Raw genomic sequence first — 20,709 nt, 5'->3', positions numbered from 1 at the left:
CCACAAAGGACACCTTCTCCGCCGGAATGCCCGGCCGTTTCCGAGAGTCCGTGAAGGACTCCTTGAAGGAATCAGATTCCTTCAAGGAGTCCTTCACGGACGACTATCCCGGTCCGGCGGGGCCGTCGATCCGTGCGAATGCGCCCATACCGCCGTCTTGCGTTCCTGGCATTGACCTCGTTCGGCGAGGCTTCCGGCTTCCCGAAGCCGCGGCAGGGTCGTGCCCGGCCGCCCAACCGGGCGGCCGGGCAAGGTTCAGATCTCCTCGGAGCCCGCCCGCCGGGCGATCGCGGCGCTGATCGCCTCGGCCAGCTGGTCGGCGTGTTCCTCGTCGAAGATGCTCAGATGGTTTCCCTGGATCTCGGCGGTCGTCACGTCGGCGACGGCGGACCAGCCGCGGTCGCCGTCCAGGTAGCCGGGCGGGAACGGCGGCGCGTCGGCGGGCAGCGGGTCGCTCGCGCGCAGCAGGTCCACCTCGGCCGGGTAAGGCTTCGGCCGGTAGTCGAGGAACGCCGCGCGGTTGCGCTCGACCGTCGCGGTCAGCTCGTCCAGGCGGGCGGTGGCGGCGTCGGCTCCTTCCAAGCGCAGCACGTCGAGTTCCAGTACCGAACGGCGGACCTGCTCGGCGTCCCCGGCCGCGGACATGAACGCGGGCGGCGCCCAGGTGTCCAGCAGCAGGGTCGCGGCGACCTGGTCGCCGCGGTCCAGCCAGCGGCGGGACATCTCCAGCGCGACGCCGCCGCCCATCGACCAGCCGGCGACCACGACCGGGGCGACGCCGCGCACCGCGTCGACCTCGGCCACGTAGCGGGCGGCGATCTCCTCGATCGACTCCGGCGGAGCGTCGGGCGGCGACTGGAGCGCGTACACCGCGAACTCCCGCCCGAGCCGCTTGGCCACCTGGTAGAACGGCAGCACGGAACCGCTCGCGGCGTGCACGAAGACCACCAGCAGCGCGCCCGGGTGCTCGACCAGTTTCACCAGCGGCTCCACGTCCGCCGCGGTGCGCATCGCGCCCAGCGTCGCGGCCAGCGCGCGGACTGTCGGGCCGGTGAACACGTCCTGCACGCTCGGCTCCAGCCCGAGTTCCTTCGTGCATTCCTCGATCAGCTTGAAGACCAGCAACGAGTGGCCGCCCATGTCGAAGAAGCTCTCGGTGACCGAGACCGTGTCGCGGCGCAGGATGCGGCTGAAGATCGCGGCCAGCCGCGCCTCCAGTTCGGTCTCCGGCGCGTCGGTGCGGTCGGCATCCGCGGCGTCCGCCTCGCGGTCCCGGAGGTCGAGCAGCGCGGCCAAATCGATCTCGCCGCCGCCCCTCCGAGGGATCTCCTCCACCACCGTGACGGTCTCCGGCATCAGGTACTCCGGCAGTCGCGCAGCGGCGCCGTCGACGAGTTTCTTCCCGGACAGCTCGCGTTCCCCGTCCGGCACCACGAAGGCGGCGAGACCGCCCTCCGGTGCCGGAGCGACGACGGCGCGCCATACCTCGTCCTGGTCGGCGAAGGCCGCCTCGATCTCGGCCAGCACGACGCGCAGACCGTGGACCCGGACCTGCCGATCGATCTGGCCGAGGTGCTCCAGCACGCCGTCCTCCCGGCGGCGGCACAGCTCGCCGGTACGGAACATGCGGGAGCCGGGGGCGCCGAACGGATCTGCCAGGAACCGGTCCGCGGTCAGCGCCGGCCGCCGGTGGTATCCGCGGGCGAGGCCGATCTCGCCGCCGACGTAAAGCTCACCCGCCACGCCGATCGGCACCGGAGCCAGCGCCTCGTCCAGCACGTAAAGAGCGCGGTGCGCGACCGGCCTGCCCTGCTCGGTGATCCGTCCGGTCTCGGGAGGCCCGTAGCCGGCGACCAGAGTGCCCGGGAACCCTGCCAGATCCGGTGCCATCGACGGCACGACCGACAGCGTCGTCACTCCGTACGTCTCCACGTAATCCGGCAGCAGCCGCGGATCGCGGAGCACCTCCGGCGGAGCCACCGCGACCGCCGCACCCTGCGACAGCGGCCAGAAGCAGTCCTCGGGGTTCGCCAGGAGCGCCACGTCGCCGGTGCCGAGAGGATGGTCTTGCTGAAGCTGCACCAGCTCGGCAAGTGCCGCTTCGACCGGGTAGGCGATCGCGGCGTCCGCCGTGTACCGCAGGCAGAACAGGTCCTGTCCGGTCCCTTCGACCGGCAGGTCGTCAGCGGACGCGTCGGCCCACCGGCCAGGCTCCTCGAACGAGAACACCTGCCAGGGTCCGGCCGGTACGCGGCCCGCCGTCGCTCCGTCGACGAGCACCACCGCCGGGGCGGCCTCGTCCAGCATCGCCCCGAGCCGGGCGTCCTCCGGATCGAGTGTTGCGTACGTGGTGCCAGCCTTGGCCGCGGCGATCAACGCGACCGTCTGGTCTGTCCCTGGCGAAAGGCAAAGCGCCACAACGGGATCCACGTCGCGAAGGAACCGCGCCAGCCGGTTGGCCCGCGCGTTCAGCTCGGCGTAGGTGAGCTGGCCCGCCGCACCGCGCACCGCGATCGCGTCCGGAGCGCGTCGGACCTGTTCCTCGAACGGCTGCGCCAACGTGCGGTACGGGATCTCTGGGACGGGCCTGTGCTCTCGCTCTGCCAGCGGCAGCAACGGAAGCTCGAACGCCCGCGCGTCCGGCCGCTCGACGGCTTCGGCCAGCAGGTGCTCGAGGACGCCGGCGAACCGGAGCGCGGTCTCCCGGTCGAACAGGTCGGCCGCGTACACCAGCAGCCCGCCCAGCGCGTCGCCGTCCGGGAACAGGCTCAGGGCCAGGTCCCACATCACGGAGTTCGTGTTCAGCCCGACGCTCTTCCCGGCCGCCCCGCCCGCGCCGCCGACCGGGTGCGCCAGCGTGATCATGGTCTGGAACACCTGGTGCACGCCGGAAAGCCGGGGCAGCCCCAGTTCGGCCACCACCCGGTCGTACGGCACGGCCTGGTGGTCGTGGGCCTCCAGGAGTCCTTCGTGCACCCGGCGGACGACCTCGCGGAACGTCGGGTCGCCGGACAGGTCGGTGCGCAGCGGCACCGACCGCACGAAGCAGCCCACGATCGACTCGGCGACCTCCTCGTCCCGGCCGGCCAGCGGGACGCCGACGTGGATGTCCCGCTGGCCCGCCATCCGGGCCAGGAACAGCTTGTACGCGGCCAGGACGACGACGAACAGGGTGACCCCGTCGTCGGCCGCCAGCCGCTGCAGCCGCGTCAGCAGCGGAGCGGGGATCGTGACCGGCACGGTGTAGCCGGCGCGGCTGGCCCTGGCCGGGCGGGGACGGTCCCGCGGCAGGTCCAGCACCGGCAGGTCGCCGGACAGCTTGCCGGTCCAGTAAGCCAGGTCGCGCTCGATCCTCGCCTCGTCGGTGTTCTCGCGTTCCCAGGCCGCGTAGTCGAGGAAGCCGACCGGCGGCGGCGGGTCGAGCGCCCGGCCGGCCAGCAGCGCTTCCAGCTCCGCCATGACGTGCTGCCGGGACAGCCCGTCGGCGACCAGGTGGTGGAAGTTGGCCGCCAGCATCGTGCGCTCGCCGGGCAGCGCGAAGCCGATGATCGCGAAGAAACACGGCTCGTCGAGCGGGATCGGGCGCTCGACCGCGCGGCCAGCGATCCCGGCGGCCTGCTCCGCCGCCTCGTCCGCGGGCAGGTGCCGCAGGTCGTGCCAGGTCACCGGCGGCTCGAGCGGCCCGCAGTCCTGCTGCATCGGCACCCCGTCGCGCTCGAACATCCGCACCCGCAGGATGTCGTGCCGGGCCATCAGCTCCGCCGTGGCGGCGCGCAAGGTCTCGAAGTCCAGCGGCCGTTCCAGGGTCCGCAGGTCCGGGATGCTGTACTCGCTGCTGTCCGGGTACTGCCGGCAGGAGAACCAGATCCGCGCCTGCGACGGGTTGAGCGGAACGGCGGTGCCGCGCGGCACCGGGGCGATGCGCGGGGCTTCGGCCGCGCCGCCGCGTTCGCGCAGCATCTTCAGGAGCAGGCGCTGTTTGTTCGTGTCCAAAGGTGCCATCAGAGTGCTCCGTCCGCGTCGCCGAGCCGCTCGGCGACGTCGTCGTCGGACAGCGTGGCCACTTCGGCGGCCAGCGCCGTCTCCAGGCAGGAGGCGACGCCCGCGATCGTCGGTGCGTCGAAGAACTGCCGGACGGAGATCGCCACCCCGAACCGGGTCTTGATGCGCTGCAGCAGCTGCAGGGCCGACAGCGAGGTGCCGCCGACGGTGAAGAAGTTCTGGTTGCGCCCGAGCTGGCTGACCTGCAGCAGATCGCACCACACCTCGGCGACCTCCGCCTCGATCAGCGAGGCGACCTCCGAGGCGCTGGTGCGGGCCTCCCGGTCCCGGATGGTCGGCGCGGGCAGCGCCCGCCGGTCCACCTTGCCGGACGGGGTCAGCGGCAGGGCGTCCACTTTCACGTACACCGCGGGCAGCAGGTACTGGGACAGGTACCCGGCCACGTACTCCGCCACGTCGGGGACGAACGCGTCCGGGGCGACCAGGTAGGCCACGATCTCCTTGACCCCGGGCTCGTCCTCGCGGACCGTCACGACCGCCCGCTCGACCGCCGGATGGCGCTGCGCCACCGCCTCGATCTCGCCCGGCTCGACCCGCACTCCCCTGACCTTGGCCTGGCCGTCCGCGCGCCCGGCGTAGTGCAGCACGCCCTCGTCGTCGAGCCACGAGAGGTCGCCGGTGCGGTACAGCCGCTCGCCCGGCACCACCGGGCAGGGATGCGGCAGGAACCGTTGCGCCGTCAGCTCCGGCTGGCCGAGGTAGCCGCGGGCCAGGCCGTTCACCCCGGCGACGTACAGCTCGCCGACCACGCCCAGCGGCACCGGAGCCAGCGCCCCGTCGAGGACGTACAGCCGATAGCCGTTCACCGCACGGCCCATCGGGACGCCGCCGTCCGGACAGGAGCGCCCGGTCCAGAGCGCGACTTCCGAGGTCTCCGTCTGGCCGTAGGCGTTGTGCAGGTCGACGTCGAAGTGGGCGGCGAAGCGCTCCAGAAGCGCCGACGGCACCGCCTCGCCGGAAGTCTGCACGCAGGCGAGGTCCGGGTACTTGGCGGCCGGAACGGTGGCCAAGTACATGTCGAGCATCGACGGGACGAAGTGGGCCAGCACCGTGCCCGGCTCGGCGAGCAGTTCGGCCAGGTACGGCACGTCGGTCTCCGAGCCCGCTTCGGCCAGCTCGATGGTGGCTCCGGCGGAGAGCGTCGAGAAAATCTCCCAGATCGCCACGTCGAAGATCAACGGCGTCTTGTGCGCCACGTGCTTGCCGGGCTCAAGCTCGTACCGCCGGGCGATCCACTCCACCCGGGACGCCGCACAGCCGTGGTCGATGACGACGCCCTTGGGCCGGCCCGTGGACCCTGACGTGTAGTAGACGAACGCCGTGTTCCGCGGGTGGATCCGGACCGCGCCACGGCCTTCTCCCGCGTTCGGCGCGCCCGGGTCGACGACCGGCAGGCCCTCCAGCCCGGCCGGCGGCGTCCCCGCCGCGACGACCGCCGCCATCTCGCAGTCGGCGGCCATCCACCGGAGGCGTTCGGCCGGGTAGCCGGCGTCCAGCGGCACGAAACCGGCACCCGCGCGGAGCACCCCGAGAACCGCGGCGATCGACTCCACCGAGCGCGGGACGCACACTCCGACCACGGACTCCGGCCCGGCGCCCACCGCCGCGAGCGCGGTCGCGATCGCCTCGGCGCGGGCGTCCAGTTCGGCGTAGCTGACCGAACTCGTCCACGCCTGCACCGCCACCGCGTCCGGGTCCCGGGCCAGCGCGGCGGCGAAACCGTCGTGCAGGAGCGTTTCGGCGGCAGCGCGGTCCTCGTGGCCGGCGTTGATCGCGGCCAGCTGGGCGGCGGCCGACTCGGCGGGCAGCAGCGGCAGTTCGTCCAGCGGCGCCGACGGGTCCGTCAGCGCGGCTTCGAGGAGCGTCACCATGCCGTCCTGCCAGCGCTCGGCGGACGGGCGGTCGAACCGGCGGTCGGCGTACTCCACCTCGCCGGCGAGCGTCCCGCCGTCCGTCCGCAGCGTGCAGGTCAGCGCGACCTTGGCGGTACCGGAGTGGAGCTGCTGCTCGGCGATCTCCAGTCCGGCGATGTCGCCGCCGCCGTCCATCGGGGTCGACTCGAAGACGAACATGGTCTGGAAGACGGGGTTGCCCGCGGCGTCCCCGCCGCGGTCGAGGCCGCCGACCATCTCGGCGAACGGCAGGTCCTGGCGGGACAGCGCCTCGGCCAGCGCCGCGTCCGTGCGCTCCACCAGCTCCGAAAACCGCATGCCGGGCGTGAACCGCATCCGCAGCGGCACGGTGTTGACCAGGTAGCCGACCAGGTCCTCGGTCCCGGGCCGGACCCGGCCCGCCATCGGGACGCCGACCACCACGTCGTCGGCGGCGCCCGCCATCCGGTGCAGCGCGGCGAGGAAACCGGCCAGCAGCACGCCGAACCGGGTGGACCCGCACGCGCCCGCCACCCGCTCCACCGCGTCCAGTTCGACGCCGGCGAGCCCGAGCGGGATCGCGAACCCGGTCTGTCCCTCGGCTCCGGTCGGCTTGCCAGGCTCCGGTGCCGGCGCGCCGCCGTCGAGCTGCTCCGTCCAGTACCGGCGCTGGGCGTCCGCTTCCTCCGAGCCCAGCCAGTTCTCCTGCCAGGCCACGTAGTCGGCGAACCGCACGGAAAGCTCCGGCAGCGGGCGGTCCTGGTACAGCGCGGCGAATTCCCGCCAGAACACTCCCAGCGACCAGGCGTCGAAGGCGCTGTGGTGCACGTCGAGCAGCCACAGGTGCTCCTCGTCGCCGACCCGGTAGCAGGAGGACCGCAGCAGCGGCCCGGCGGACAGGTCGAACGGCCGCGCCGCCTCCGCCTCGGCCAGGCGCACCGCGTCCGCGTGGTCGGCGGCGGAGACCACCGCGGTGCGGACCGGTTCCGGCGGCCGGAGCCGGGACCAGACCCGGCCGTCCCGGTCCGCGAGCGTGGTTCGCAACGCTTCGTGCCGCTCCACCAGCGCGGTGAGCGCGGCATCCATCCGCTCGAAGTCGAGCGGTCCGGCAATCCAGTAGCCGAGGGGGACGGCGTAGGTCGCGGCACCCTGCTGCAGCTGGTCCAGGTACCACAATGCGGCCTGGCCGCGCGAGGCCGGACGCCACTCGCCGTGCTCTCCGGCCGCCGCGACGACCCCGCCGCTGGCGTCTCGCTTCCGGGTCCCCTTGACCAGCGCGGCGAGGGCGGTCACGGTCGGCGCGGAGCGCAGCTGGTTGAACGTCAGCGCGGCACCGGTGGCTTGGGCGATGCCGCTGAGCAGTTGCAGTCCGCGCAGCGAATCGCCGCCGGCCGCGAAGAAGTCCTCGTCGGCACCGGCCGGACGGCCGAGCACGTCGGCGACGAGCCGCGCGACGACGCCTTCCAGACCGGGCGACGTGGCCGCCTCGGCGCCGACCGGGGCGGGCGCTGGCGGCAGCTCGCTCGGCACCACCTTGCCGTTCAGCGGGGATCGCGGCATCCGGTCCAGCCAGATGATGGTCTGCGGCACCATGACGGCGGGCAGCCGCTCGGCCAGCTCAGCGCGGAGCGCGGCGTCGGCCTCCGGCGTGTGCTCCCCCTCGGCGTAGGCGATCAACCGGTAACCGGACACCGGGTCGTCGGCCGTGACCACGACGGCGTCGCGCACGCCGGCACAGTCCCGCACCGCGTTCTCCACCTGGCCGGGCTCGACCCGGAAGCCGCGGATCTTGACCTGGCGGTCGGACCGGCCGAGGAACTGGATGTTCCCGTCCGGCAGCAGGCTGGCCCGGTCGCCGGTCTGGTACATCCGCGAGCCCGGCGGCCCGAAGGGGTTGGGCCAGAACCGGTCCGCGGTGGTGGACGGCGCGCCGAGATAGCCGCGGGCCAGCCCGGAGCCGGCGATCCACACGTCCCCGGGTTCGCCGTCGGGCACCGGCCGCAGGTCGTCGTCGAGCAGGTGCAGGGTCACCCCGGGCAGCGGCCGCCCGATCGGCACGAGCCCGATGTCGGGCAGATCCGCCGGGTCCGGCCGGTAGGTGGTGCAGCTGATCGTGGTCTCGGTAGGCCCGTAGTCGGCGACGAAGTCCACCGGCCGCGGGCCGACGACCTCCAGCCACGCGGCGAGCCGGTCCATCCGCATCTTGTCGCCGCCGGCGAAGACCGTGCGCAGGCTGGCGGGCAGCGACACGATCCCGGCGGCGAGGTCATCGGTCCACTGGTGCCAGTAGTTGCTCGGGAGGCTCACCATCGTCGCCTCGCGGGCGGCGATGAGGTCGGTCAGCTCGACGCTGGTCGGCCGGGCCATGTCCGGCAGCACGACGGCGGCCCCGGCCAGCCACGCCGGCAGGACCTCCTCCAGCGAGGCGTCGATGTGCATCGAGGTGAACTGCAGGAACCGGTCGTCGGACCGCAGGCCCAGCTCCGCGCGGATCGCGGTGGCGTGCCCGATCAAGCTGGCGTGCGAGACCCCGACGGCCTTCGGCCTGCCGGTGGAGCCGGAGGTGAAGAAGCAGTACGCGAGGTTGGCCGGCCACAGCACCGGAGCCGCGGGCGGCTCGGCCGGGCCGGTGAGGTCGGCCAGGTCGACCACCTCGAAGCCGGAACCCTCGAACTCGCGCTCGGGTCCGTCGCGGAGCACCAGCTCGGCGTCCGCGTCCGCCAGCATCCCCGCCACGACCTTCGCCGGCAGTGAGGGGTCCAGCGGAACGTAGACGCCGCCTGCCTTCCACACCGCCAGCACCGTCACGAGCCAGCGGGCAGCCCGCTGCTCGACGGCGACCCCGACCCGGACCTCCGGCCGCACCCCGCGCGCGGCGAGCCGGGCGGCGAGCGCGTTCGCCCGGTTGTCGAGCTGGCGGAAGCTCAGGACGCCTTCCGCGGAAAAATCGCCGGCGCGTCCGGGGTCCGCGCCGCTTGAGCCTCGATCAACTGATGTACGCAGAGATCGGACATCGATCGCCTACCTCCAACCGTGCCGTAGGGACGAATTGCGTTCAGACGGCCGCGCCTCCCGCCGTAGCCCGCCGCCAGCTGTCGTACAAACCCGCATACACACCGCCCGCCGCGAACCGGGCGGCCCAGCGCGCTCGCCCGGTCATCGAGCCGAGAGATCGGACATCGACCGCCTACCTCCATCCGTGCCGTAGAAACGAACCTGCGCTCAGGCGGCCGCGCCTCCCGCCGTCGCCCGCCGCCAGCTGTCGTACAAACCCGCGTAAACCCCGCCCGCCGCGAACAGTTCGTCGTGGCGGCCGCGTTCGACCAGCCGGCCGCCGTCGAGGACGATCACCTCGTCGGCCCGTTCGGCGGTGGCGAGCCGGTGCGCGACGGTCAGCGACGTGCGGCCCGCGGTGAGCCGGCGCAGCGCCTCGATGAGCGTCAGCTCGATCCGCGGGTCGACGGCCGAGGTCGCCTCGTCGAGGATCAGGAAGGCCGGGTCGGCCAGGTGCGCGCGGGCCAGCGCGACCAGCTGCCGCTCGCCCGCCGACAGGCTCTCGCCGCGCTGCCCGACCGGGGTGTCCAGGCCGCGCGGCAGGCCGTCGAGGAACCCGCCCGCGCCCAGGTCGCGGAAGGCTCGCTCGATGTCGGCGCGAGTTGCCGAAGGCCGCCCGTACCGGACGTTCTCCTCGATCGTGGTGTCGAAGAGGAACGGGTCCTGCGGCACGACCACCACGCGCGAGCGCAGCGACGCGGTCGCGATCTCCCGGACGTCCACGCCGCCGATCAGGACGGCGCCCTGGTCGGGGTCGGCCAGCCGGGCGATCAGCTTCGTCAGCGTCGTCTTGCCCGAGCCGGTGGCGCCGACCAGCACCACCTGCCGCCCGGCCGGCACCTCGAACGACACGTCGGTCAGGGCCGGGGCCGCGTCCGGATAGCCGAAGGTGACCTCCCGCACCGTCACCGCGGGCGGGCCGGACGGAAGCTGCCGTCCCTCGGCGGGCTCGGCGACGTCCTCGACGATGTCCAGCAGCGCCAGCACCCGCCGCCAGCCCGCGGCGGCGTTCTGCGTGTAGTCGATGACCTGGGTGAACTGCGCGACCGGCCCGAGGAACACGGTCACCAGCAGGAGGAACGCGACCAGCTCGCCCGCGGTGTGCCCGCCCGACGGGCCGATCGCCAGCCCCACCGCGACGACGCCGACCACCACGATCGCGGCGAACAGCTCGGCGAGCGAGAACAGCACGCCGCCCAGATAGCCGGCGCGGGTCTTCGTGTCCCGCCACCGGTGGATGGTCGACCGGGTCCGCCGCAGGCTCGGCGCCGCGATGCCGTAGGCGCGGATGACGGCCGCGCCCTGGATCGTCTCGGAGATCACCGTGAGGAGATCGGCGACGCGGCCGCGGACCGCGGAATGCGCGACGCCGAGGCGCTTGGTCAGCACGACGATGAGGACGACCAGCGGCACGATCAGCACCACCACGACCAGCGTCAGCCAGAGGTCGTAGTACGCCATGCCGACGAGGGCGGCCAGCATCGCGGCGCCGTTCACCACCCAGGCGACGCCGCCCCACTGCAGGAACTGGCTGAGGGTCTCGACGTCCGAGGTCACCCGGGACACCAGCTTCCCGCGCGTCTCGGCCGAGTGGAAGGCCACGCTGAGCCGGTGCACATGGGCGAAGGCGCCGACCCGCAGCCCGCACAGCGCGCGTTCGCTGGCGCTCGCGAGCCGCACCAGGCTTAGCCAGTTGATCAGGGTGGTGCCCACCACGACCACCGCCACCAACGCGCCCAGGCGAAGCAGCAGGCCGGTGTCGAGGTGCCCGGAGCTGAGCCCCCGGTCGAAAAGCAGCTGGATGAGGACCGGGATGGCCAGCTTGCCGAACCCGCCCACCATGGCGAGGGCGAGTGTCAGGCCCAGGCCTTCGCGGATCTCCGGCATGGCGGCGAAGCCCCGGCGGAGCACCGCCCACGTCGACCCGGCGAGGCTGTCGGAGTCGGCGGGCACCGCGCTCATGACGCCACCCGCTCTCGCTCGTAGGCCCGGGTCAGCCGGTCGTAGCCGTCGAGCCGCAGCAACTCCGCGTGGGTGCCGATGCCCGCGATCCGGCCGCCGTCGAGGTATACGACCGAGTCGGCCAGCGCCAGCGTCGCGGCGCTGCTGGTGACCACGATCGTGGTGGTGGACGGCAGGCTTTCCGCGAGCCCGCTCATGATCTCCTGGCGGGTCGTGGCGTCGACGGCGGACGTCGCCTCGTCCAGCAAGAGCACTCGCGGCCGCCGGACCAGCGCGCGGGCCAGGGCGACGCGTTGCTGTTCGCCGCCCGACAGCGTCATCCCGCGCTCGCCGACCCGGGTTTCCAGCCCGTCCGGCTGGCTGTCCACCAGCGTCTTGATCCGGGCCAGCCGGAGCGCTTCGTCCAGCCGTTCCCGGTCGGCCTCGGAGAGACCTTCCGTCGAGTCGGTGCCGAAGTCGAGCAGGACGTTCTGCGCGAGCGTGCCGGCGAACAGGAACGGCTGCTGGAAGACCGCCGCGCAGGCCGCCGCCCGGTCGGCCTCGGCGACCCGGTACAGGTCGACCCCGTTCAGCAGCACCGTGCCGCCGGTCGGGGGCAGCAGGCCGGCCAGCGCCAGCAGCAGCGTGCTCTTGCCCGACCCGGTGCTCCCGGCGATCGCGACGGTCGTGCCCGCCGGGACGTCGAAGCTCACGTCGGAAAGGACCGCCGGGCTGTCCGGGTAGGAGAAGCCGAGACCGCGGACGCTCAGGCCGAGCGGGCCGTCCGGCAGCGGCTGCGGATCCGGCACCTCCGGCGGCGGAATCTCGCGGAGCACCGTCTGGACCCGGCCGTACCCGGCGAGCACGCTCGGGACGTGGGCCAGGACGTTGCCGATGAAGCTCAGCGGCACCCCCAGTACCGCGAACAAGGTGACGAAGCTGACCAGCGGGCCGACCGTGAGCGCGCCGCTGTTCACCCGCCACGCCCCGACCACCAGGATGACCAGCGTCGTGGCGTTCGGGATCAGGTCGACCAGCGAGTCCATCAGCCATTCCCGGACGGCCAGCTTGATCTTCGCGTCCCGCAGCCGGACCGATTCGGCGGCGAACCGGTCCCGCTCGGCGCCGTCCCGGCCGAGCGTCTTCACCAGGAACGCGCCGTCGAAGCTCTCGTGGGCGACCGCGGCCACGCGCCCCAGCTGTTCCTGGGCCTGTTCGGCGGGCCCGGCGCACCGTTTCTGGTACGCGGAGTTGACCAGCGTCAGCGCCGGGACCATGGCGACGCCGATCACGGCCAGGAGCGGGTCCACGGTCAGCATCCAGCCCGCGGTGACCAGGAAGACCAGGGCCATGCCGAGCGCCTGCGGCAACCGGGCGGGCAGGTCCGAGGCCGCCTCGGGATCGGTGGTGGCGCGCGCGAGCTTCTCGCCGGTCGGATGGGCCCGGTGATACGCCATCGGCAGCGCGTCGTACTTCTCGGTCACCGCTTCGCGCAGCGTGGCGTCGAACCGCGTCCGCGTCGCGACAGTGGTGCAGCGCAAGACAATCCCCGCGGCACCCCGGACCAAGCCGATCGTGAGCACGGCCAGCACCACGGCGACGGCGGCGCCAGCGGCCACGTCGCCGGTCTCGAATCTCGGTATCACCACTCCGCTGACCAGCTTGCCGAGCGCGACGGACCAGACGGCCAGCCCCGTTCCGTGCAGGATCGAGGCGGTCAGTCCCAAGCTCATCGAACCCGGGTGAGCCCGGAAAGCGAAGAGCAGCAACGCGCACGAGCGGCGCAGGAGCCGAGGCCGTTCAGCCATCGCGTCTCCCCTGTCTTTCGCCGTCGTCATCGCTGCTCGGAAATACGAAATGAGCCGGCGGGGGTCCGGAGCGGACCCAGGACGCAGGACCCGGCTGCGTCCCGGCGCTCAGCCACTGTGTGTCCGTTGCTCTTCGGCGGACGCGCTCATCGCGGCCCGGAGGCTGGCCGGGCGCATGTCCGTCCACAGCTCGGCGATGCGCGACAGGCAGTCGTCCCGCGGCGCCGGCTCGTCGACCGGCTCCCACCCGGCGGGCACCGGACGGTCCGACCGCCAGATCGAGTACTGCTCCTCGTCGTTGCGGACGATCAGGTAGGTCTCGTCGCTTTCAGCCATCACTCGCTCTCGCTTTCGGCACGGGCCGCGCGCGGCTCCGGGGACAGGGGGAACCGGCCGGAAAGGGCCTCGATCTCGATCTCGATCCCGACCGAACCGCCGGGGCGCGGCACCGGGCCGACCCGGGCTTCGTGCGCCACCAGCCGGTCCCGGTCGGTCACCAGCCGGGCGCAGCCGCGGACGTCGATCGACAGCGGCTCGGCGGCGGAAGCTCCGTCCGGCTGGAACACCGCCAGCACCTTGCCCCCGTCGAGCAGCGGCAGCTGCGGGTCGGTCCGGTCGAGCACGCCGAACAGGACGCCGCTGCGCCCGCGGTCGCGGTCGAGCACCAGCGGCAGCCGCGTCGCGACCGGGAACTCCCGCGGACCGGCGCTCACCAGCGTGCCGGAGCCGCACCGGTCGATCAGCTCCGCCAGCGTCGCCGCGTCCGGCCCGCCGTCGCGCCGAGCCGGCGAAAACGCGCGCGCCAGCGACCCGCCGTCCTTGGCGATCGCCGTGATGATCTGCTTGGAGCGGAAGGGAAGCAGCGACAGCAGCGTGTCGCCGAGCCCGTGCGTCGCCTCGGCGAAGCCCTGCACGTACAGGCCGCAAGTCAGCTCCGCGGTGGCGCGCACCCGGTGCTCCCGGGAAACCACCGGCCGGCTGTCGCCGTCGGTCTTCAGGTACGGCAGGACATCGCGGTACATGTCCGGGTCCAGCCGGCGCCGGTACCCGGTGGCCAGCACCATGCCGTCGGCGCGAAGGACGCCCGACTCGCCGCCGAAGCGGCTTTCGATCCCGATCCGGACGCCCTCGCCCTCGGCTTCGGAACTGGTCACCCGGGAGCCGCCGTGCACCAGGAGCCGGGTGCGGCCGCGCACCTCGTCGGCGTACGCCAGCCGGTACAGGTCGTCGAGGAAGCCTTCCTCCACCACGCCGTAGTTGGTGTTGCGCAGGCTGGCGCCGGACACGCGCCGGTCCTCCTCGCCGCGGGAGTAGAACTCGTCGGCGTTGGCCTCGAAGTACTGCTCGTTCGCGAACGGGTTGTTGTCGGTGGCCCGCAACGAATATCCCGGCAGGATCAGGTGGACGCGGGCGTTGCGGTAGCGGTCCAGGAAGTAGTGCGCGATCTCGCCCGCGCTCTGCCCGTCGCCGACGACGGCGAACTCCCACTCGCGGTCGTGGTCGGTGTAGGTCCGGGGAACCGTCGGCAGGAAAGCGCTGGAGTGCACCACGTTCGGGCCGAGCGTCACCGCTTCCGGCACGCGGGGCACTCCGCCGAGCGCGTGCACTACGTTGCGCGCGTGGTATTCGACGGCTTCGCCCGTCGCGGTGTCGGTCGCGCTCACCCGGAACAGCGACAGCGCGCCGTCGTCGTCGCGGACCGGAGTCACCGCGCGGACCGCGGAGCGGTAGCGCACCATGTCGGCGAACTGCGCCGCGACCCACTGCAGGTAGTCCTGGAACTCGAGCCGGCTCGGCCGGAACTCGGCGAGGTTCACGAACTTTTCCAGCCGCCCCTTGGCTTTCTCGTACTGCAGGAAGGTGAAGGGGCTGGCCAGGTTCCGCAGGGACACCAGGTCCTTGAGGAACGAGATCTGCATCCGCGTGCCGTCGATGAGCATGCCCTCGTGCCAGCGCGTGTCCGGGGAGCGCTCCAGGAACAGGCAGCGGCGGTCCGGCGCGATCTCCTGCGCGGCGATCGCGAGTGCGACGTTCGACGGGCCGAAGCCCAGTCCGATCAGGTCGTAGGGCTCGTCCGGCGTGCCGAGTGCGTTCACGTGCCGCTCCTTCCCCGACGTCCGCCCGGCCTCATTGGGTCGCTCGGGTCGCTGCGGAGCGTTCGGCGACACGGCTGACGCGGCCGGTGTCCAGGAAGCCGATCACGGGCGGCACCGGCGAAACGACCCGGCCTGCCTCCTCGAGCTGCTCCTGGTACTGCTCCGCGACCTTCGGCAGCCGGGTCCAGTGCGTCGTGGGGCGCAGATGGTGCTCCTGGTGGTAGCCGTCGTTGAAGGTCAGCCGGTTGTAGAGCCGGCCGTAGTAGCTCACCGAGTTCGCGTAGCGGCTTTCCGGCTCCGCGCCGAAGTGCCGGTAGTAGTTCTGCACGTTGACCAAAGTGAACGCGACGGCCACCGACGGCAGGTAGCACATCACCAGCCACTGCCAGGAAAGAACGCCGATCAGCGCGGTGAAAGCCAGCTGTGCCAAGCGGTCGTAGCGGACCTGGGACAGCTCGGACGCGCGCCGGACCGGATGCCGGGTGGCCAGCGCGCGGAGCGTGGTCTCCCGGGGTCCGACGCCGCACAGCCGGCGCAGGGACGCCACGGTGCCGGCGAACTCGCGGATCGAGGCGGCGAGACTGTAGGCCAGGTACCGGAACAGCGGGGCGTGGTCGTCGTCGCGGCTGTAGCGGTAGGTGGAGCTGAAGTCCGCGGTGACCCCGTCGTGCTTGCGGTCGTTGTTGTACCGGTGGTGGTTGCGGACGTGGCTCAGGTGATACGCCATCGCCGACTGCGCGATGTTCGCCGAGATCATCAGCGACACGACCTTGTTCAGCCGGTCGTCGGCGAACCAGGGCTGGTGCACGAACATGTGATTGACGATCAGCACCGAGTACGTGATCATGGCGACGACCAGCGCCGCCGAGCCCAGCCGCCACCACAGCCCGTCCGGCGTCAGCGCGGCCAGCGCGATCGTCACGGCGAACTGCGCGATGCTGAGCCCGAGCAGAATGGCGTCGGCCGGGCTGTTGCGCCATAGTCGTCGCTCGCGCTCGATCATTTCACCATCACCTTTCGTGGGTATTCTTCGACGCGGCGGGGCCCGGTCCGGGCGGGGTGAATGCCGCTCGTGAAGACAGACCGACCGTACGCAGCGCCGACTGGGGCGGCGCAGTCACGTGAACCGGCGACACGCGGGGCGGGGGCCGTTTTACGGGACGCGGACGGCGAAGGAGACGGGGCTAGGTTTCTGGGCAGGAGGTCCGGCCGGTTCCTGCCGCACTGCCTTTTCCGCTTGCGATGCCGGCGTCGAGCCGAACGGTGACCAGCGAAGGAGACGATGTGGTACGGCCGAGCGAGCAATTGACTCCCCAGACCTCCGACTATCTCGATTTCCTCGACCGGGGGAAAACGAATTACCTGCCTTATCTCATGTACTTCAACCGGCCGAATTTCCGCTCGGCCGTGATCAACACCGACGAGTTCGGCTTCCGGATCTCCCACGGCCTCGACGGCACAGCGTCGGTGGGCGGGCAGCATCCCGGCGGGCCGGTGCGCCTGCTGGTGGGTGGTTCGGGAGTGCTGAGCTACGGCGCCACGAGCGACGCGACGACTCTCTCCTCCCGGCTCTGGACGAAGCACGCGCCGAGCAAGCCCTGGCTCAACTTCGGCGCCCCGTACTTCAACTCCACCCAGGAGCTGATGCTGTTCATGCTCTACCGGCACTTGCTTCCGCCGGTCGAGGAGATCGTCCTCTTCAGCGGTTTCAACACTCTCGTCATGGCGCAGCTCGCCGGGCTGCCGCTGCAGGGACAGGGCCCGTTCTTCTTCTGCAACGAGTACTTCGAGAAAATGGAAGAATTGCGGAAGCGGTACGCGAAGCCGGCCAAGGGGCTGCGGTGGCGGACCGGGGCGAAACAACCGGAGCCCGAGCCCGTCGCCCCGCAGGCGTCGACCATGATCGAGGCCGCCGTCGACCTGACCATGCGGCACCTCGACAGCTGGCTCGTGGTGGCGGGCGCGACCGGAGCCCGGGTGAGCTTCGTCCTGCAGCCGCTGGCCACCTGGCTGAGCAAACCGCCGTCCCGCGAGGAGAAACTGCTGTTCGACGAGTTCGACGAGTTCTCCGAATTCGGGGCGTGGGAGGAGCGCTACGGCGAGGTCGGCAGCATCGAGACCGGCGCCGCCTACGCCGCCGCCCTCGGCGCGGCCTGCGCCTCCAAGGGCGTCCGGTTCGTCGACATCAACTCCCGGATGTCCGCGACGGCGGCCCCGTCGGACTGGCTCTTCGTCGATCGGGGGCACTGCACCGACGACGGCTACGATCTTTCGGCGGCGTTGCTCGCCGAAAGCCTCGAACTGTCGTGAGGCACGGACGTCGACTCGCGGGCGAGGGGAGGTGACGTCGCCGTGGCGCTTCTGCGGGCGATAGCCAAGTTTTTCCGGCGCAAGAAGAAGAAAAAGAAGAACGACGCGTCCATCTACCCGATGTTCTGATCAGACGCACGATCCGCCTGACGCTTGCCTCTCCCCCAGCGGGAGAGGCAAGCGTCAGTTCATACCGGATCGGGCTGGCCGAGCGGAATCGCGGCGAGCGCCCGCCGGTCGATCTTTCCCGAACGGTTGAGCGGCATTTCCTCCAGCCACACGAAGAAACGCGGAATCATCGGCGTGGGCAGCCAGTCGTTCAGCTGGCTCGTGAGCGCCTCGTCGGGCAACCGCTCGCCGACCAGATAGGCGACGATCGCGGCGGCGCCGGGAAGGTCCTCGCGCAGCAGGGCCGCCGCGTCGAGCACGCCCCGGCAGGCGCGCAGCCGGTGTTCCACCTCGCCGATCTCGACCCGGTATCCGCTGATCTTGACCTGGTCGTCGATGCGGCCGACGTACACGAAATTCCCGTCCGGTTGAAGCCGCACGTTGTCCCCGGTGGCGTACATGCGTTCGCCCGGCGTGCTGGAGAACGGATCCGGGAGGAAGGCGGCCGCCGTGCGTGCGGGACGGCCGAGATAGCCCCGGGCGAGACCGGCCCCGGCGAGGTACAGCTGCCCGATCTCGCCGGCGGGGACCGCGTTCAGCTCCCCGTCGAGGACATAGGTCCGGACGTTGCGGATCGGGCGTCCGATCGGGACCCACCGCGGAGTCGTTCTGTCGCAGGGATACCACGTCGCGGCCACCGACGCTTCGGTCGGGCCGTATCCATTGTGGACGACCAGCGAGTCGTTGCTGCCCAGGCCCGGCCCGTCGAGCTGGGACCCGCCGGTGATGACGAGCCGGACGCCCTCGGCCGCCAGCCGGGGAAGCAGCGCCTGTCCGTACGGCCCGAGCACGGCGGCCGGGACTTCCAGCGCTGTCACGCCAAGCGCGCGGACGGCGTGCAGGATGCGGTTGGCGGGCAGGTCGCCGCCGTCGTCGACCGCGACGCAGGCTCCGAAACAGAGCGGCATCAGGCAGTCGTGCATCGTGCTGTCCACCGTGAGCGCTGTCGTCCACAGCATCACGTCGTCGGTCCGGATCAGGTCCATGTCCTCGAACGAGGCGACGATCAGGTTCAGGAGCCCCTCGTGCGGAACGCCGACGATCTTGGGCCGCCCGGTCGACCCGGACGTGGTGAGCGCGTAGGCCAGGTCAAGCGGCCTTGGCGAAGGAAGCGGCGCCGTGGCGCGGCCGTCATCGCCCGGATCCACGCCGTCCTCGTCGACGAACTGGGCGTCGGGCAGCCATTCCACCGGCTCGGTGGCGAGAACCCGCTTGCAGCCGACCTCGTCGAGCACCCCGCTGTTGCGCAGCGGCGGATCGTCGGGGTTCATCGGCAGGCACGCCGCCCCGCTGCGCAGGATGGCGACGATGCAGATCAGCGCGGCCGGGCAGCGGCGCGAGAGCAGGCCGACGATCGATCCGGCGTCTTCGGCGACCAGCCGCCGCACCAGCCGCGCCGAAAGCCGATCGAGTTCCGCGTAGGTCCACGAGCGCGCCGCGGTCCGGATGGCCGTAGCCGCGGGCCGCTCGCGGAACTGGCGCTCCAAGAGATCGACCAAGGTCTGCGCGCCCGCGGTCCGGGCCGACCGCCGAGAATCCTGCACCGCAACTCCCTCGTGTTTTCGCCCCGCCTCGCGGTTCGCCGCTCCCCTACTCTCCGGCGAGCTGTGCTGCTTCGACCGCCGCGGAGATCGAGTCGATGCTGCGGAACGTCGCCTGCTGGAGCGCGTCCTCCGGCAGTTCGATCCCGAAAGTGTCCTCAATGGACAGCATCAGGCCCAGGCAGGTCAAGGAGGTCATGCCCCACCGCCGGAGATCCTCGTCCGGGCGGGGTTCGGGGCCGGTGATGTCGAGCTGAGCGAGCACGAGCCGGCGGACGTTGTCCCCGAGAGACGGTTGAGTGACGGTCATGGCTACTGCTTCCCCCGGCGCCCGTCCCGACCCCGGCCCGCCGGGCCGCTTCGCCCGCGCTCCCGGCGGTCCGCAAATAGCGCGCGACCCGACGAGCGCCGTGCAGATTCCCCTGTGCGTACAAGAGAATATCGGGGCCGAGGGCGTAATCGGTGCCGAGTTGCTCGTAGATCCGCACGGCCATGGTCCGGTAGTAATCGGCGATCTGCGAGGTCGTCATCTGCGGCGCTGCCTGCGCGCCGGTCTCGAACCAGGCGGCGAGGCTGTGCTCGACGTACTCGTCGATCGACCCTTCGACGGTCCGGGTCGCCACCGGCTTGCGCATCGGCTGGAAAATCGGGTCGATGATCCCGGACTTCCCCTGCAGCTCGTTGGCCACGTGCTCGGCGAGCAGGGGCGCGCAGTGGAAGCCGTCGCGGTAGGTCCCGGTCATCAGATACAGCCCGGAGACCGGCATCCAGCCGATCGTGGGGAATCCGTCGAGCGTGACGGGGCGGTTGCCGCTGCACCAGTTCACGACCTCGTGGGTGGCCACCGCCTCGTCGAGCTGGTGCATCGAGTACTGGGCCAGGAAACGGACGTCGGCCATCCAGGTGACGCTGGAAATGGTGTGCACCAAGCGGTTGGTCGCGCCGTAGTACTCCAGCCCGTCGCCTTGGGGCACCACGTGCAGCCCGCAGGCGAACCCCCGGTTCGGCGTCCGGACCACGCTGGTGAACGGTTCGCCCTCGGTCCGCCGGGCGATCATGGCGAAGCCGAGCCCCGGGAAGATCGGCATCAGTTCGGGCACGTCGAGGACGGTTCGCACCAGCGATTCACTGTGGACACCGGCGGCCACCACGACGTTGCCGGCTTCGATGCGGTGACCGTCGTCCAATTCGACCGCGGTCACCTCCTCGTCGCTGCCGATCAGCTTCCGCACCGTCTGATCGATGAAGATCGCTCCGCGTTGCCGCAGCCGTCGTTCCAGTGCTGCCAGCACTCCACGGGCGTCCACCGCCCCCTCGGTCGGCAGGTGAATGGCACGCAAGGCCCGCTGTTCGGTGCGGGGGCGGTAACCGGGAATGTCGTTCGGATCGATTTCCGTCCACGGTTTTTCGTACTGGTCGAGGGCGTCGATCATCGCCGCGAAGTTCACATTGTCCAGTTCGGCGCCGATGGAGTTCAAAATGATGTGCGATTCCGTCGCAGTCTGCAGTGGACGGTTCGACGGCGCGAATTCCTGGAGCCGGCGCAGCGCCTCCGGCCATTTGTCGTGGGCGGTGACGCCCAGCTCGAACCTCGTCCGCGCGGCTTCGGTGCGCAGCGATTCGGCGGTGGTCTCGCCGAAACAGCCGAGCATCGCACCGGCCGCGTGGCTCGCGCCCGTGTCGCGATGGCTGGGGCCGACCACCACCACTGATCCCGCCTGGCGCTCGAGCAACTCGTCGGCGAGAAACAGGCCGAGGGCGCCGTTCCCGACGATCACCACGTCAGCATCGGCCGGCCTTGCGGCACCGGCGGCGAATTCGGGTTCAGTGAACTTCGAGGTCGGATCAGACACACCAG

At 71.5% G+C, this 20,709-nt stretch carries 11 protein-coding genes; 1 reads left to right on the top strand and 10 read right to left on the bottom strand.

Annotation, left to right across the window (positions count from 1 at the left end; translation table 11 throughout):
• Positions 1 to 255: 255 nt before the first annotated feature.
• The 7 genes from RPX00_RS34455 to RPX00_RS34425 all read right to left on the bottom strand — a co-directional run bounded on the left by RPX00_RS34455 (position 256) and on the right by RPX00_RS34425 (position 15,835).
• Positions 256 to 4,002: a non-ribosomal peptide synthetase gene (locus RPX00_RS34455; RefSeq protein WP_406631701.1), complete on the bottom strand. Its 3,747-nt coding sequence runs from the start codon at positions 4,000 to 4,002 to the stop codon at positions 256 to 258.
• Positions 4,002 to 8,861: an amino acid adenylation domain-containing protein gene (locus RPX00_RS34450; RefSeq protein WP_406643191.1), complete on the bottom strand. Its 4,860-nt coding sequence runs from the start codon at positions 8,859 to 8,861 to the stop codon at positions 4,002 to 4,004. Before RPX00_RS34450 ends, RPX00_RS34455 begins: the two co-directional genes overlap by 1 nt.
• A 294-nt stretch (positions 8,862 to 9,155) precedes the next feature.
• A complete protein-coding gene (locus RPX00_RS34445) occupies positions 9,156 to 10,949 on the bottom strand; it encodes an ABC transporter ATP-binding protein (protein WP_406631700.1) in 1,794 nt (597 codons plus the stop codon).
• Positions 10,946 to 12,736, bottom strand: coding sequence for an ABC transporter ATP-binding protein (locus RPX00_RS34440; RefSeq protein WP_406631699.1), 1,791 nt, complete (start codon positions 12,734 to 12,736; stop codon positions 10,946 to 10,948). Before RPX00_RS34440 ends, RPX00_RS34445 begins: the two co-directional genes overlap by 4 nt.
• A gap of 108 nt (positions 12,737 to 12,844) precedes the next feature.
• Positions 12,845 to 13,072 carry an MbtH family protein gene (locus tag RPX00_RS34435; protein ID WP_406631698.1) on the bottom strand — a complete coding sequence of 76 codons (228 nt, stop codon included), beginning with the start codon at positions 13,070 to 13,072 and terminating at the stop codon, positions 12,845 to 12,847.
• A complete protein-coding gene (locus tag RPX00_RS34430; protein ID WP_406631697.1) occupies positions 13,072 to 14,832 on the bottom strand; it encodes a SidA/IucD/PvdA family monooxygenase in 1,761 nt (586 codons plus the stop codon). The genes RPX00_RS34435 and RPX00_RS34430 overlap by 1 nt, the downstream gene beginning before the upstream one ends.
• Positions 14,833 to 14,863: 31 nt before the next feature.
• Positions 14,864 to 15,835 carry a fatty acid desaturase family protein gene (locus RPX00_RS34425; RefSeq protein WP_406631696.1) on the bottom strand — a complete coding sequence of 324 codons (972 nt, stop codon included), beginning with the start codon at positions 15,833 to 15,835 and terminating at the stop codon, positions 14,864 to 14,866.
• 260 nt (positions 15,836 to 16,095) lie between these two features.
• On the opposite strand from RPX00_RS34425, the gene RPX00_RS34420 reads away from it, so the two are divergent.
• Positions 16,096 to 17,142: an IopA gene (locus RPX00_RS34420; protein ID WP_406631695.1), complete on the top strand. Its 1,047-nt coding sequence runs from the start codon at positions 16,096 to 16,098 to the stop codon at positions 17,140 to 17,142.
• A 188-nt stretch (positions 17,143 to 17,330) separates the two neighbouring features.
• Here the strand turns inward: RPX00_RS34420 and RPX00_RS34415 are convergent, their stop codons facing one another.
• Genes RPX00_RS34415 through RPX00_RS34405 form a run of 3 tightly spaced genes read right to left on the bottom strand, consistent with a single transcriptional unit; the run spans position 17,331 to position 20,704 of the window.
• Complete coding sequence (locus RPX00_RS34415; protein ID WP_406631694.1) at positions 17,331 to 18,854, bottom strand: amino acid adenylation domain-containing protein; 1,524 nt, start codon at positions 18,852 to 18,854, stop codon at positions 17,331 to 17,333.
• Positions 18,855 to 18,900: 46 nt separating this feature from the next.
• A complete protein-coding gene (locus tag RPX00_RS34410; protein WP_406643189.1) occupies positions 18,901 to 19,098 on the bottom strand; it encodes a phosphopantetheine-binding protein in 198 nt (65 codons plus the stop codon).
• Positions 19,010 to 20,704, bottom strand: coding sequence for an NAD(P)/FAD-dependent oxidoreductase (locus tag RPX00_RS34405; protein WP_406631693.1), 1,695 nt, complete (start codon positions 20,702 to 20,704; stop codon positions 19,010 to 19,012). The genes RPX00_RS34410 and RPX00_RS34405 overlap by 89 nt, the downstream gene beginning before the upstream one ends.
• Positions 20,705 to 20,709: the final 5 nt, after the last annotated feature.

The sequence above is a fragment of the Amycolatopsis sp. WGS_07 genome, assembly GCF_045278895.1.
Classification (GTDB): Bacteria; Actinomycetota; Actinomycetes; order Mycobacteriales; family Pseudonocardiaceae; genus Amycolatopsis.
This window is presented reverse-complemented; position numbering and strand designations above follow the sequence as displayed.

Excerpts from the sequence above, each read along its gene's own strand:
- RPX00_RS34455 (WP_406631701.1), bottom strand. The coding sequence starts at position 4,002 with ATGGCACCTTTGGACACGAACAAACAGCGCCTGCTCCTGAAGATGCTG.
- RPX00_RS34445 (WP_406631700.1), bottom strand. The coding sequence starts at position 10,949 with ATGAGCGCGGTGCCCGCCGACTCCGACAGCCTCGCCGGGTCGACGTGG.
- RPX00_RS34440 (WP_406631699.1), bottom strand. The coding sequence starts at position 12,736 with ATGGCTGAACGGCCTCGGCTCCTGCGCCGCTCGTGCGCGTTGCTGCTC.
- RPX00_RS34435 (WP_406631698.1), bottom strand. The coding sequence starts at position 13,072 with ATGGCTGAAAGCGACGAGACCTACCTGATCGTCCGCAACGACGAGGAG.
- RPX00_RS34425 (WP_406631696.1), bottom strand. The coding sequence starts at position 15,835 with ATGATCGAGCGCGAGCGACGACTATGGCGCAACAGCCCGGCCGACGCC.